The 12,858-nt window shown below is 60.4% G+C and carries 13 protein-coding genes and 1 pseudogene; 8 read left to right on the top strand and 6 right to left on the bottom strand.

The window, feature by feature from the left end; all coding sequences use genetic code 11:
* The first annotated feature begins 70 nt into the window (after nucleotides 1–70).
* Complete coding sequence (locus tag AC1Q7F_RS08585) at nucleotides 71–1,414, top strand: hypothetical protein (RefSeq protein WP_492505751.1); 1,344 nt, start codon at nucleotides 71–73, stop codon at nucleotides 1,412–1,414.
* Between the two features lie 120 nt (nucleotides 1,415–1,534).
* Here the strand turns inward: AC1Q7F_RS08585 and AC1Q7F_RS08580 are convergent, their stop codons facing one another.
* Both AC1Q7F_RS08580 and AC1Q7F_RS08575 read right to left on the bottom strand, forming a co-directional pair.
* Entirely contained in the window at nucleotides 1,535–1,894 is a 360-nt protein-coding gene (locus AC1Q7F_RS08580; RefSeq protein ID WP_492505749.1) for a ribbon-helix-helix domain-containing protein, read from the bottom strand.
* Between the two features lie 119 nt (nucleotides 1,895–2,013).
* Complete coding sequence (locus tag AC1Q7F_RS08575; protein ID WP_492505747.1) at nucleotides 2,014–2,769, bottom strand: NYN domain-containing protein; 756 nt, start codon at nucleotides 2,767–2,769, stop codon at nucleotides 2,014–2,016.
* A 150-nt stretch (nucleotides 2,770–2,919) separates the two neighbouring features.
* On the opposite strand from AC1Q7F_RS08575, the gene AC1Q7F_RS08570 reads away from it, so the two are divergent.
* From AC1Q7F_RS08570 to AC1Q7F_RS08560, 3 genes are all read left to right on the top strand, one after another.
* On the top strand, nucleotides 2,920–3,576 hold the full coding sequence (locus AC1Q7F_RS08570; RefSeq protein ID WP_492505746.1) for a helix-turn-helix domain-containing protein: 657 nt from the start codon (nucleotides 2,920–2,922) through the stop codon (nucleotides 3,574–3,576).
* A gap of 232 nt (nucleotides 3,577–3,808) precedes the next feature.
* Nucleotides 3,809–4,717: a tyrosine-type recombinase/integrase gene (locus tag AC1Q7F_RS08565; protein ID WP_492505744.1), complete on the top strand. Its 909-nt coding sequence runs from the start codon at nucleotides 3,809–3,811 to the stop codon at nucleotides 4,715–4,717.
* Nucleotides 4,718–4,723: 6 nt separating this feature from the next.
* Entirely contained in the window at nucleotides 4,724–5,914 is a 1,191-nt protein-coding gene (locus AC1Q7F_RS08560; protein ID WP_492505742.1) for an IS91 family transposase, read from the top strand.
* A 404-nt stretch (nucleotides 5,915–6,318) separates the two neighbouring features.
* On the opposite strand, the gene AC1Q7F_RS08555 is transcribed toward AC1Q7F_RS08560, so the two are convergent.
* Nucleotides 6,319–6,480, bottom strand: coding sequence for a hypothetical protein (locus AC1Q7F_RS08555; RefSeq protein WP_492505740.1), 162 nt, complete (start codon nucleotides 6,478–6,480; stop codon nucleotides 6,319–6,321).
* Nucleotides 6,481–6,625: 145 nt separating this feature from the next.
* Entirely contained in the window at nucleotides 6,626–7,405 is a 780-nt protein-coding gene (locus AC1Q7F_RS08550) for a hypothetical protein (RefSeq protein ID WP_492505738.1), read from the bottom strand.
* Between the two features lie 559 nt (nucleotides 7,406–7,964).
* On the opposite strand from AC1Q7F_RS08550, the gene AC1Q7F_RS08545 reads away from it, so the two are divergent.
* Genes AC1Q7F_RS08545 through AC1Q7F_RS08535 form a run of 3 tightly spaced genes read left to right on the top strand, consistent with a single transcriptional unit; the run spans nucleotide 7,965 to nucleotide 10,499 of the window.
* Nucleotides 7,965–8,462 (top strand): TIR domain-containing protein, encoded by a 498-nt coding sequence (locus AC1Q7F_RS08545; RefSeq protein ID WP_492505737.1) that lies wholly within the window; start codon nucleotides 7,965–7,967, stop codon nucleotides 8,460–8,462.
* 21 nt (nucleotides 8,463–8,483) lie between these two features.
* The gene (locus tag AC1Q7F_RS08540; RefSeq protein WP_492505735.1) at nucleotides 8,484–9,938 is read left to right on the top strand and encodes an SIR2 family protein; all 1,455 of its coding nucleotides are present in this window, start codon (nucleotides 8,484–8,486) and stop codon (nucleotides 9,936–9,938) included.
* A 6-nt stretch (nucleotides 9,939–9,944) separates the two neighbouring features.
* Nucleotides 9,945–10,499 (top strand): toll/interleukin-1 receptor domain-containing protein, encoded by a 555-nt coding sequence (locus AC1Q7F_RS08535; protein WP_492505733.1) that lies wholly within the window; start codon nucleotides 9,945–9,947, stop codon nucleotides 10,497–10,499.
* 343 nt (nucleotides 10,500–10,842) lie between these two features.
* On the opposite strand, the gene AC1Q7F_RS08530 is transcribed toward AC1Q7F_RS08535, so the two are convergent.
* Both AC1Q7F_RS08530 and AC1Q7F_RS08525 read right to left on the bottom strand, forming a co-directional pair.
* Entirely contained in the window at nucleotides 10,843–11,088 is a 246-nt protein-coding gene (locus AC1Q7F_RS08530) for a hypothetical protein (protein WP_492505731.1), read from the bottom strand.
* Between the two features lie 412 nt (nucleotides 11,089–11,500).
* Nucleotides 11,501–12,255 (bottom strand): IS5 family transposase gene (locus AC1Q7F_RS08525; protein WP_492505729.1). Its coding sequence is split into 2 segments (ribosomal slippage): nucleotides 11,501–11,925 and nucleotides 11,925–12,255, totalling 756 coding nucleotides; the frame shifts between segments, so codons are not numbered across the junction.
* A gap of 102 nt (nucleotides 12,256–12,357) precedes the next feature.
* Between AC1Q7F_RS08525 and AC1Q7F_RS08520 the strand changes: the two are divergent.
* A pseudogene (locus AC1Q7F_RS08520) lies at nucleotides 12,358–12,792 on the top strand (transposase); the annotation flags it as partial.
* Between the last annotated feature and the right edge of the window lie 66 nt (nucleotides 12,793–12,858).

The following is a 12,858-nucleotide window of genomic DNA, read 5'->3' as shown; positions in this document are numbered from 1 at the left end:
CGCACCCTGCTGCGCGCGACGTCGATTGACCACGATCCGAGTTGCAGATAACTAGATGAATGGACGCACTATGTTGCGTTCCTATTCTGTTGGTTCGCTGGACGTCACCGTTTCCAACCATGGTCGTCATATGAAAAGCCAAGCTGCTACCGCTGCCGCCCTTTCGCTTTGGCTCCTCTCTGGATGTGCAAGCAACAACGCCCAGAAAGTCGCTATCAGCAGGCCCACGGCTGGCGATCAGAACAGCGTGTTGATCGGTCTTTCCCCGAAGCTGGAATCGGGCGGCATGTACGTCCATGTGAGCGATGCCGGCGGCGCCTGGCATGTCACCCAGGTCTCCGATCGATTCCTCCCGCCTAATGAGGGAGCGGAAGTTCTGTGGGTTTCCAAGGACATGTTGATGGTGGAACCGGGCTATCAGACCGGTCGAGAAATTCTAACCTCATCATCCTATATCGGCTGCTCTCCACTTCTGGAATACAATGGATATCACCCTTGCCGCAGCCGCTTGATGGTCGCCGACACCGCAGGCACCATCGGTCGGAACCTGACCGCGATACCACTGACGCTTGGTGCCGGCATTGGAACCAATAAGATCGTCGATCGGGAACTGGTTGCCCGCATCATCGCTGAAGCCAAGGTGATCGAAGCCGTTCGCGAACAGCGCAACCTCGTCGCCACCAAGCAAGAAATCCGCAACTACGTTGCCAAACTGAGGATGGAAGCGGTCCTGAAGCTGTCTGCACAGGACGCCTCGGGCTTCGCTTTGGGTGAGCAGCAACTGAAGTCGAATATGGAATTCCGCCTTTCCATCCCTGGACTGGAGTCGGTCCGGACCAACGAGGCGGCCAAGTCGATGATGGCCGACCTCGAAAAGGCTGTCAGCAATGCGGAGCAGCTTCCCCAACTGAAAGCCGAGTGCAGCCTAGCCCGATATACTGACATCAAGGGAAGTGCTGCTTGCGGTGGAGCCATAACCTCAGACGGTCGGAAACTGGTGATCCAGGCCGACATGCAGATTGCTGCGGTGTACCTAAGGTGGACGGGCCCGGCCACCCTGGATTTCGGCAACGCGCAGATTCACGGTGTGTTGAACGGAACCATCCTGGAGGTCCAGAACCAGAGCACGGGCTACCTGGTGGTCGAAGCTGTATCCGTATACGTGAACAAGGAAATTCGCACGACGACGCTGGCCCGGCCCCTCACTCTGCCTCCCATGGCGGCCCAAACAATTAGCGTAGAATCCGAACTCAATGCTATGGCCCATCCAGTTAGAATGGGCGCAACCACGCTGGCACAGGCAAAGCAGCGGAAGACGACATACAGCATCGCCGTCAAGTATAACGTCGATGGCGCCCCTGGTTCGGTCGTTGGAACACGCACCTACACCGCTGATCAACTCGGCAAGCCTTGACAGCACCAGCGAACAGGCTCGGGCGCGGCAATGGCATTCGGACAACCCTGTGGACGGCGCCTACGTGAGGCGGCTGCACCAGCGGGAACGCGGGAGGGAAAGCCAGACCTTGGAGGAAGGCTAAGCCCTGACGACTGATGCCGGGGGGCGCAGGACCTGGGCCGGCGGAGGCGGGTTGGCGTCTTCTTCCAGGGGCAAGCCCAGGGCTTTGAAATAGGCGATCGCAAAGAGACGCAGCGCTGCGGCGAGCGAGGCGTCTCCCCGCCGGAGGTCGATCACGCCGGCGATCTCGGACAGCGTCCGCCCCTCCCGCTTGGCAATGTCGTTCAGTGCGTCCCACTCGCACAACCTGAGGCGCAGGCAAGTCCGCCGGCCATGGACGGTGACGTTCCTCACGACGGATGGCTGGTCCAGTTCCATTGCATCCAGTGCGGGTTGATCCTCGGTCGGGATCGACTTCGTGCTTCGGATCGGCGGCATGTGAGTCACATAGATTGATTGCAGTACTAGATATATATCATATTAGAAGAACTATGGATGTGAAGAGGTTCACCGCGCAGGAGCGCGGTTCGGGCACAAGGCCAGACGATGAGGGCTGGCTACCGCCGATTCCCGGCGGTGCGGATCCGGACGCGGAAGGCATCGGGCACTACCGCGTGGTCGGCCGACAGCACCTCGGAGGCGATGCGGACGTGGAACGCCCCGTTTTCACCGGGCTCGCCGCCGTCGGCCGACGCCAGCCGCGCATGTGGGAAGGCCGCCATCATCCGGGAGAGCGACCGGAAGCCGAGGAGCTTCGGTTGGAACCACGGGGCGTAGAGGCGGAGCCCGGTGCCCAGGTCGCCGAGCGCGACAAGGTAGCTGCCGTCAGGGTCGGGCTCCAGGCCGGACAGGACCGACTGGACCGCCGGTGCGATGCGTTCAGCCCATCCAGGCCAACCGACGTTCTCGCGGTACGGGATGAAGAGGTCGGCCGCGGCGCGGATACGGCCAGTGGAGGGCCTCTCGTAGGAGATGAGGACAGTTTGGCAGCCGATGGCCCTGGAGCCCTCGAGCAGGTGGATAAAGTCCCCGTCGGACGAGCAGACGACGACGCGCCGGCAGCCCGTTGTCGCCGCTTGCACCAGGCCCTCGGCGGTCATGCGCAGGTCGGCCTGGTTCTTTCCCTGCCGCGTCTGCACGATATGCACGTGCTCCCTCATCCCGGCGACCTTCAGCCACCGGGCGTCGATCCTGGCCTTGTTGCCGTAGAGACGGACGGAGTATGGGCCGTCCAGCATCCCGATCACCCGGTCAACCAGCATCCAACTGGCCACGGGCATGTTCTCGGCATCGATCAGGATCAGGGTGGCCAATTGCGGGTTCGCGGGTCCGGTGGGAATTAACCCAGCACTCTATGGGCGAAGCGGCGTTGTCGGCCATAAGTATCCAGGCGAAAAGGTATATGGCGCGGCCTGGGTGCCGGGATGTACGCTCGTTTATCCTCAACGCCCAACGGAGACCCGATGCCCCGCCGCTCTAAAAATGACGCTGCCAACGCCATGGACACGGCGGTGGAGAACCACGTCGCGGGGCGCGTTCGCCTGCGCCGGGGGCTGCTCGGCCTCAGCCAATCGGATCTGGCGAAGGCCCTGGGTATCACCTTCCAGCAGGTGCAGAAGTACGAGCGCGGGTCGAACAGGATCTCGGTGGGCAAGCTGTACCGGCTGGCGGACATCCTGGACGTGCCGCTGGTGTTCTTCTTCGACGGCCTGGAGGGTGCTGGCATGGCCAGGCCGGCTGCGGGGGAGATGCCGGAGCCTGCGGGTATCCTGTCCCGCCGCGAGTTGGACCTGCTCCGCGCCTGGCGCCAGGCGCCGCCGGAGGTCGCGGACACCGTCGCTGGGCTGCTCCGCTCGATCGCGCCCGAGATTGAGGTGGCGCGACCCTCGCTTCCGGATATTCTGTCGTCGGCTGCGTCGCCGGAATCGGTTCCCGTCGTCGAGGAGGCGCAGGCGGGAGCCCCGCGACGCCGTGGGCGGCCGCCCGGAAAGGCCAAAGCGCGGGAGGCTGATGCCGAGACCGAACGCCCGGTGCAAGGAGGGGAACGGACAAGGCGCCGCGCAGCCGGCGCGGTCTGGAACACGGCCGACATACGGTACTATGGCGAAGGCGAACGGTAACAGGAAGGATGAACACTGAAGTGGTGACGACGCAGGCGCCGCTGCCTTGTCAGGTTGGGCAAGAGGAACCCCTATCAGCCCATTTCTTGTTAGGGGCCGTAGAACGAACCCGCTGCGCGGGAAAGGTGCCGGTTTATAGGTTGATACTTCATCCGTTGGGTTGAGCGTGTGGATTGCCGGGTTTTGGCGACGGACTGAGCATTGAGGCTCCTTCCAGCCAGAGGAGCCGGCGATGACCAGCCACTTTTCATCCCCTACGGTAAGCCCGTTGCGCCAGCGTCTGATCGACGACATGAATGTGCGGCGGTTTGGTGCCAACACCCAGCACGATTACCTGCGCAGCGTCTCCCGCTTTGCGGCCTTTCTCGGGCGGCCACCGGCGACGGCCACGGCGGAGGATATCCGCCGGTTCCAGGTGGCACAGCACGAGGCGGGGATGCATGCCCCGGCGATGAACAGCGATGTCTCGGCGCTGCGCTTCTTCTTCACCACGACGCTCGACCGCCCGGACCTGTCGCGCAAGCTGATCCGCGTCTCCTATCCCCGCAAGCTGCCTCTGGTGCTGAGTCCGGAGGAAGTGGCGCGGCTGCTGGCGGCGACCACCTGCCTGAAGCACCGGGCGGCCCTGAGCGTGGCCTATGGCGCCGGCCTGCGGGTGGCCGAGGTGGCGGCCCTGAAGGTCGGGGATATCGACAGCCAGCGCATGTTGATCCGTGTCGAGCGTGGCAAGGGCGGGCGGTACCGCAACGCCATGCTGTCGCCCGATCTGCTGGCCCTGTTGCGCGCCTGGTGGGCGGAAGGACGGCGCCAGGGGGTGATGCGGGCCGGCGGCTGGCTGCTTCCCGGCCAGGATCCGGCGAACCCTATCACCACCCGGCAGTTGAGCCGGATCGTCGAGGAGGCGGCCCGAAAGGGCGGCCTCACAAAACGCGTCAGCCCTCATACCCTGCGCCACAGTTTCGCGACACATCTGCTGGAGGACGGCGTCGATATCCGCGTGATCCAGGTCCTGCTGGGCCATGCCAAGCTGAACAACACCGCGCTCTACACCCGGGTGGCGACACGGGTCGTGCGGGCCGTCACCAGCCCGCTGGACAAGATCAGCACCCTGCTCAACGGCAAGGAGCCGGACGGCGGCTGACGGGCCGTGCGCGACACGCTGGAGGTCGCCGACATCTTCCGGGCGGCGGGAGCCGGGTTCCGCACTGCCCAGGCCGGCCATCTGAGCCTGGACCAGTTGAAGGTGATGTCGGCGGTCGAGAATTGCCGGACCGCGGCGCTGGGCGGCCATGTCGAAGGCTGCGAAGCTTGCGGCCATCTGCGCATCGCCTGCAACAGCTGCCGCAACCGTCATTGCCCCAAATGCCAGTCGGCCGCCGCGCGTGCCTGGCTGGCGGCGCGGGAGGCCGACCTGCTGCCGGTCGGCTATTTCCACGTTGTCTTTACCTTGCCGGCCGAGATCGGCCCCATCGCCTGGCAGAACAAGGCCCTGGTCTATGACCTGCTGTTCCAGGCGGCCGCGCGCACGATGATGGTGATCGCCGCCGATCCCAAACACCTCGGCGCCCGCATCGGCATCACCGCCGTGCTCCATACCTGGGGTTCGGCCCTGACCCATCATCCCCATGTCCATATGATCGTGCCCGGCGGCGGCCTCTCACCCGACGGTGGGCGCTGGATCGCCGCGTGGCTAGCGTTCCTGATGCCTGTCCGGGTGCTGGGGGCACTGTTTCGCCGGCTGTTCCTGACCAGGCTGGTCGAACTGCACCGATCAGGCCGCCTCGCCCTGTTCGGTGCCCTGGCCGGCCTGACCGACCACAGGGCCTTTCTGCGCCATCTGGCACCCCTCAGGAAACGGCGATGGGTGGTCTACGCCAAGGCACCCTTTGCCGGACCTGAGGCTGTGCTGGCCTATCTTTCCCGCTACACCCACCGCGTCGCCATCTCCAACCGGCGGCTGATCGCGTTCGACGCCGCCGGCGTGACCCTCCGGTACAAGGACTATCGCCGCAGCGGCCCGGAGATCCACCAGGTCATGACGCTGGAAACACCGGAACTCATCCGGCGCTTTCTGCTCCACGTCCTCCCCACAGGGTTCCACCGCATCAGACACTACGGTCTGCTCGCCGGCAGCACTCGCAAGGTCGACATCGCCCGCGCGCGCGAACTGCTGGGGGTGGCAACGCCTATGCCGCCTGTGCCAGCCGATCAGGCCGAGCCCCGTCCGCCCTGTCCATGCTGTGGTGGGCGCATGGTCATCGTGGAAACCCTCGGGCGCTGGATGCAGCCGCGCGCGCGCCCACAGCACACAGCCCCAACCGGAAACATGTCGCCGTGACCCGGCACGGCCCGTAACGCCAGCAGTCGCAGCACATTCGCTCCGGCCATCGGCCCCTCATGTGCCCGGCGACCGGACCGGGCTGATTCCAACGGCGTGACCGTCATGCCCGAGACGTCAACCGCCTTGGCCGACCGGCCAAGACATCTATAATCGGGCAAATGAGGCCCGGGCATGTCCCCCATTCCGGCCCTCAAGCCGGCAAATGCGCCACCCACGGAACGGCACCGGACGACAAATTCCCATACCAATGCCCTGCTGACCGCGGGTTCGTTCTCCGGGGACTTTCGGACGCCTGCCGGCATCCGAAACTCTCAACGGAAGCAGACGGACGGATTTTCGCTCTCGCAATAGGATTCCAGACATTTCTACCTGCCACCGCGGCTCCCCTCGGACACAAATGCTCACCTTGTGGCCAGTTTGTTGGCTTTGTCATCATCAACTATATCTGCTTCAATTATGAATGCCACCGGCGAGATTAGCATCGCCGTCCCGCTTTCAGTCCGCTCCACTTCAAGCAAACCAGCATAACATTGATCGGTGCAGGCTCGGCGGTCGCGCACCATGTTGCCAGACTTCCGGAACCTGCGGACAGCGCCCGGGGGTGGGAGGGAACGGTCACATCATTGTTTACTCGCTCATAATCGCGGGACGCGAGACCATAGCCGCACGACCGTTCTGATGCTACACAAAGCGCCAAACCTTCCTAGTTCAGCTAGTCATTTGGTATAATATATCAAGGGCCTCGTTGCTATCAATACTATTTCCATTAATAACAGGGATCGAATCAACCCAGTTATTATAATCTTCGGCAGTTAAATCTCTTAAATGATCTAAGTCGACGTCATAGTTGATGGTCAAATCAGTTTCTGCTGCCATTCCCTCCATCGCGGTCACCGACGTCGCCATCCTGTGATCCATAGGCGACCGCTTCTCGATCAAGCTGGTCATTGCGATCTCATAATATATCCACGGCGAGTTCGTGGTCGTGCCGCTTATGTAGTCGTCTGATGAAATCGAATGCGGTGTATTGAGAAAAATGATGCATTCACATCTTTTTATCATATAACTGAGCGCGACGCACAGCATCATGTGAACGTGCGAAGTTGAGCGATTGCGCTTCTGATAATTATAGGTCTTCGTATGTCGATTATAACAGTATTCATTGTCCAATAGCCATAAAAGCTTGTTCGAATATCCCCACACGGCGGAATCCACGAAGGAGGTCACGCCAAGTTCCTGATGCAGGTGCCCGGCTAGACCAAGGGCTAGGGCACTGTCCTTGTGAGCGTGCGAAATGAACACCTGAGCATCCACGTCCGGAAACCACGCCGCGTTCATCCTTGAGGAAATCAAATTCCCCGAAGTGTCCTTGAATTCCTCCAGTCTATCGCGGACAGTTCTCTGATTTTCCTGGTGTAGGTGTGCTCCTGCATCTGAATAATCAACGAAAAAATTGTCCGGCACTATGAGATTGAATCCTCGATACATCTTAGACCTCAGGGTTTGTTGAACGGGATGGACGCTTCAGGCGGAAAATGGGCTCAGGGTCGATGGCCAGCGTTGCGGTCCCCACAGAAGGTGCCTATTCGGTTCCTGGTCAAAGCTTCTAATATCCTGTTGAGAAAATGTTTTGTAGTTATCGCTGTGCTTTACGTTTCTCCTGGAGGATTGTCGACGAATTCTCTTTTGTAACCAACCGTGAGAATCATAGGGCGCGGGCTCCAACTTTCAGCCCACCTTCTTCAAAGCAAGCAAGCGCCAGCGCGTCAGATCGGCCACGATGAGCGCACCAACAAACCTATACGAGCAAAATTAGGTCGCGTCGCCCAATATCGCGCGATACAGGGGTAATGGAGCGGAGCAATCGAAATCGCCCAATCGGGCCGACTACAGCTGGTAGGCAGTGAATTGGAGCCCAGTGGTGTTTCCGATCTAACCGCATGGTGGCGGCGCTTCGATGTCGCTTCCGTTATCTTAAGATTGGTAATTGTTACGCTTGCAGTATAGGTTCGGAAAATCAGATTGACCATAAGCCAGGGGGAATAACGTGGGACGTCGTGTTTTCTTCAGCTTCCATTTCGATAATGATTACTGGCGGACACAGCAGATCAGAAACATGGGGACGCTCGAAGGACAAGCGCTTTGCACTCCCAACGCGTGGGAAGAGGTAAAGCGCAAAGGAAAAGCCTCCATCGAGAAATGGATCGCCGACAACATGCATGGCAAGAGTTGCGTTGTAGTGTTAGTCGGCTCTCAAACCGCAAGCCGCCCTTGGGTAATACGTGAGATCATCAAGGCCTGGGACGACAGGAGGGGTGTTCTCGGCATCCGCGTCGACAGGCTTCTCGATCACAATAGCCAACCCTCAATCGCGGGAGCCAATCCGTTTGATTCGATCACCATTGGTGGCACGAGCAGCAAGCTTTCGTCGTTGGTGCCGCTAGTTACTCCCACGGGCAGCGACAGCAAGGCCGTCTACGCCTCGATCTCGAACGGAATCGAGAAGTGGATCGAGGATGCAATCGCCATCCGCGGCCGCAATTAACCATACCTGAGGGGCGATACGATGGCGGCGGCTGCAACGACGAAGCGGTTTCTGAAGGACTATCCCGAGGCTCTTATCGGCGGGGGCGGCGCAGTGTTCGTGGGCGCCGGCGTCTCCATGGGGGCTGGCTACCCATCATGGGCGGCGCTTCTAACGGAGGTTGGTGAAGAGCTTGGGGTATCGTCCGGCGAACTTCACGACCTAGCCGCACTCGCCCAATGGAGCATTCAGGAGAACGGTTCCGCGACGCGGGTCAGGAACGTCATCAAGGAGCAGATCGGTGTGGAACACGCCGTTCCCGAGACGCTGGAAATCATCGCCCGACTGCCGACCAAGTTTATCTGGACCACAAACTACGACAGGCTGGTCGAACGCGCCTTCGGCGGTGTCAACCGGCCGTTAGACACTGTCTCCGGAGCCGCGGACCTTGCCCTTCGCGCGACGCCCGGTGCGACCCGGCTGTTTAAGATGCACGGGTCGGTCGAGCGGCTGGACGATGTTGTCATTTCTACCGACGACTACGAACTCTATCGATCGAAGCGCGGCGCCTTCCTACCTCTACTGCAGGCGCACCTCTCGAGTATGTCGATGCTGTTCCTCGGGATCAGCTTCACGGATCCGAACATCCGACACGTCTTATCGCTGATCCGCGAAAGCTTCACGTCAGCTCCGCCGGAGCACTTTGCCATCGTCCGCCCCCCGCAGCGGAACGATTACAAGACTGAGGCCGAATTCGAGGCACGCAGCACCCAGCACAAGCTCTGGAGCCGCGATCTGAAGCGCTACGGCCTCGTCGTGGTAGAGATCGACGACTATGCCGAAGTGCCAGCGCTTCTGCGGCAGGTCGAACGTCGTGTTGCGGTGCGGCGGGTGTGGGTGAGCGGCAGTTGGCCGCCCCAAGCCGGCGGCGAGATCGCGAGGATCTACAACATCGCACAGGCCATTGGCCAGCTTGTGGGAGACCGCGGTCGCGATCTCGTCAGTGGTGCAGGACTCGTCGTCGGATCGGCCTCCATCGCCGGCTTCCTCGATGCGCTGCGTTCGAGTGGCGGCTGGGACCTGGAACGGCGCCTCATCGCCCGTCCCTTTCCTCAGCCGATACCCGGAGAAGCGCCTGACAAGGCGCAGTGGAGGGCACTGCGAGCCGAGCTAGCCAGGATCGCCGGTATCGTGATCTTCATCGGTGGCAAGAAGATCAATCCGGCTAACGGTTCGCTGATGATCGCGGGCGGCGTCCTCGAAGAGTTCGAAGCCGCCAAAGCAGCTAAGTGCTTTGTCATCCCAATCGGCTCAACCGGTGGCGCAGCAGCTCAGATTTCCAACAGTCTGATAGGTTCCGCCATCGAAACATCGGGGCACAACGCCATGCGGCCGACGGACGATGAACTGAAGGAGTTCGCGCGGGCTGACATCACGGCGGACGAAATCGTACAGCTGGTCTCCAACATTCTTACGCGCATCGACAAGAGGGATTAAAGCCAGATGGCGCTATACATTACGCGCGATGCGCTGCGCAGCGTCGCGACGGAGTTGGGAGCTGTCGAAACTGCGAGGATCAGGAAGGCCGCTGCTTCGAGGTCGCTCGACGGTTCCACCTTCCTTTCCCATTCGAGCAAAGACAACGATCTGGTAGTGGGTGCGATCCGCGTGCTCGAGAATCACGGCGCGAAAGTCTATATCGATGAGATCGACCCGGAGATGCCACCCTATACGAGCGAGAAGACAGCCGCACTTCTGAAAGCCAGAATTCGCGATACCAGCCGCTTTGTTCTCCTCACCAGCGAGAACAGCAAGGAAAGTAAGTGGGTACCGTGGGAGCTTGGCATCGCCGATAGCATGAAGGGCACTTCTAGAATCGCAATCTTTCCAGCGTCCGACTCCCAATACGACCAAACGTGGGCATCATGGGAGTATCTCGGACTCTATGACCGTATCGTTTGGGGAAAGCTCGAGAACTATCAGAAAGAAGTTTGGATGGTGCTCGACGAAAAGAAGAACACCGCTACTGAACTTAGCAAGTGGCTCAAGGGCTACTAGATGCGGTGTGGACCTGGCCTGAGCAGCCTAACCAAGAGAGGGGAAAGGAATGAGGTACCAATGACTGGATGAGAGAAAGGTCCCCCATTCCTCGCATCCAGGCCATTCGCAGTAGTGGTTCCAGTGCCCGTCCGCCGCCCGCTCGTAGGTCAGGACGTTCGCTCGCCTTGTGGTCTTTGACGTGGCCCTCTGCCGATTTCAACGCCGGCTTTGCTGGCAGGGTACCACCAAATGGCCGACTGGATTCCGCTCTATCGGATACGCTCATCAAATTGGATAAAGTCTACAAACCGACACTGGGTCCATCCCATCGTCTTAAGAGCAGCGCGGAATTGGGTGGGGGTCAAAAGACCCCCAGATTTTTCAACGCGGCGGTGATAGCCACGACAAGACCGGCGGTGCCGCCGACCGCACCGACCGCGAGAGCCCAATGAGCAAAGCCGTGGTCGCGATGCAGCTTGACAGCCTCAGCCATAAGCCTGTGCTGCTCCGCGACGAACTTACGGGTTTCTTCGTTGAGCTTGCCGGTTTCGGCAATTATGCGCTCGATGCGCAGGGCATCTTCGGACTTGGCCCTGATATCGGTCATCGGGCTGAACCTCTGATTTGGGCCGGGGCTACCCCTTCTATGCTGCATTCTGGGGCGCGGATCGACGAAAATCGACAGGGAGGCACGCGCCTGCCGGCTCATCCCAAATCCCAAATTGTCGGGCGTTGTTCCTCCCCAAGCTCGGCGATCGCCTCTAGGTTTGGTCCTTGGCGAGAGGTTTGACCGCGCGGCAGCCCGATCAATCTGAACGGGCTGCCGACGAACTCGTCCGCTGTTGGAATGTGAGGCGGCGGCGCAAGAGCGTCCACTGGTTCCATGGGATCCTTCAATATGCCACAACGATGGAACATAAAGGGAACAATCACCAGCCCCAAACGCGTCATGCTGCTGAGGTTGAACCGTCATCAAAGAAACGATAGCCCTTGGCGCTTGCCCTAGGGTCCAGACTCAATCAGGTCCAGTATGCCACGATGGTTGCGATGGCGAGGGTTGATAGGAAATTTCTGGCGAGCTTGTCGTATCGGGTTGCGACGCGGCGGAAGTCTTTGAGGCGGCAGAAGACGGCCTCGACCATCCATCGGAATTTGTACCGGACCTTGTCGAAACGGATCGGTTTCTTTCGTGATTTTCTGCCGGGAATGACCGGCTTTGCACCCTTTTCCCGGATTTTGGCGCGCAGTTTGTCGCTGTCATAGCCTTTATCGGCCAGGACATAGCGGCAATCTTCGACCTCGGCCAACAAGGTTTCAGCCATGGTGATGTCGGAAACGTTGCCCGCCGTCACATGCAGGGCCACCGGGCGGCCCAGTGTATCCGTCAGGGCGTGGACTTTTGTGGTCTGACCGCCTCTGGAAATACCAATGGCTTGCGCTTTGGCCCCCCTTTTCCGCCGTGGGCACAGCGATGGGCCTTCACGTAGCTGCCATCCATGGCCACGCTGGTCGTAATCCATTGCCCGGCGGCAAGCGCCTGCAATATCCGGTGCCAGTGCTTGCGGCCAGACCAGCGGTTGAAACGATTGTAAACCGTGGTCGGCGGGCCATATTCGGGCGGACAGTCCTTCCAGCGGCAGCCACTCTTGAGTACATGAATAATCCCGCTGATGATGCGCCGGTCGTCAACACGCGGCGCACCATACTTGTGCTCGGGGAGGTGCGGCTCAATCGCCGCCCATGCCTCATCCGACAGCCAGAAAACGTCCCGCAATCAAGCCTCCAACACATCAGCGACGCCTTGGAATCACATTTCTAACGCAATTTCAACGCTCTGTGTCGGTTTCGACCCTAAGAGGAGACCTGCGATGCGCCGCTGGGCGAGACTATCACCGAACAGCTCCATATCGAGGTGAAGGCCAAGGTCCTGGAAAATGTCCGGTTCAAATATGCCTGCCGCCATTGCGAGCGCACCGGGATCAGCACGCCGGTGGTGATGGCACCGATGCCCGCACAGCCGTTGCCGGGCAGTATTGCCACGGCCTCGACGCTGGCATTCGCCCTGGTTCATAAATATGTCGATGGCACGCCGCTCTACCGGTTAGCGCAAAGTTTTGAGCGTGCAGGCGTTCCGGTCAGCCGTGGCGCGCTGGGGCATTGGGTGATCGGCTCCAGCGAACGGCATCTGTCCCGCCTTTATCACGCGTTGAAGCAACGGCTCAGATCGCAGCCGCTCATTCATGGGGATGAGACGAATGTCCAGGTGCTGAAGGAAAGGGACAGGGAAGCCACCAGCACATGGGACTATCGGGAATTCCGTGCTCGGCTGGGCCATAGTGAGATGCGAAAGGAGCTTCACGATGGCACGACGCAAGGA

The organism is Niveispirillum sp. GW835-FHT14G11, from assembly GCF_058793615.1.
This window is presented reverse-complemented; position numbering and strand designations above follow the sequence as displayed.

Bases quoted from the DNA above. Each gene is read 5' to 3' on its own strand.
- AC1Q7F_RS08585 (WP_492505751.1), top strand. From the start codon at position 71: ATGTTGCGTTCCTATTCTGTTGGTTCGCTGGACGTCACCGTTTCCAAC.
- AC1Q7F_RS08550 (WP_492505738.1), bottom strand. From the start codon at position 7,405: ATGTATCGAGGATTCAATCTCATAGTGCCGGACAATTTTTTCGTTGAT.
- AC1Q7F_RS08580 (WP_492505749.1), bottom strand. From the start codon at position 1,894: ATGCCGCCGATCCGAAGCACGAAGTCGATCCCGACCGAGGATCAACCC.
- AC1Q7F_RS08565 (WP_492505744.1), top strand. From the start codon at position 3,809: ATGACCAGCCACTTTTCATCCCCTACGGTAAGCCCGTTGCGCCAGCGT.
- AC1Q7F_RS08540 (WP_492505735.1), top strand. From the start codon at position 8,484: ATGGCGGCGGCTGCAACGACGAAGCGGTTTCTGAAGGACTATCCCGAG.
- AC1Q7F_RS08570 (WP_492505746.1), top strand. From the start codon at position 2,920: ATGCCCCGCCGCTCTAAAAATGACGCTGCCAACGCCATGGACACGGCG.
- AC1Q7F_RS08530 (WP_492505731.1), bottom strand. From the start codon at position 11,088: ATGACCGATATCAGGGCCAAGTCCGAAGATGCCCTGCGCATCGAGCGC.
- AC1Q7F_RS08555 (WP_492505740.1), bottom strand. From the start codon at position 6,480: ATGGTGCGCGACCGCCGAGCCTGCACCGATCAATGTTATGCTGGTTTG.
- AC1Q7F_RS08535 (WP_492505733.1), top strand. From the start codon at position 9,945: ATGGCGCTATACATTACGCGCGATGCGCTGCGCAGCGTCGCGACGGAG.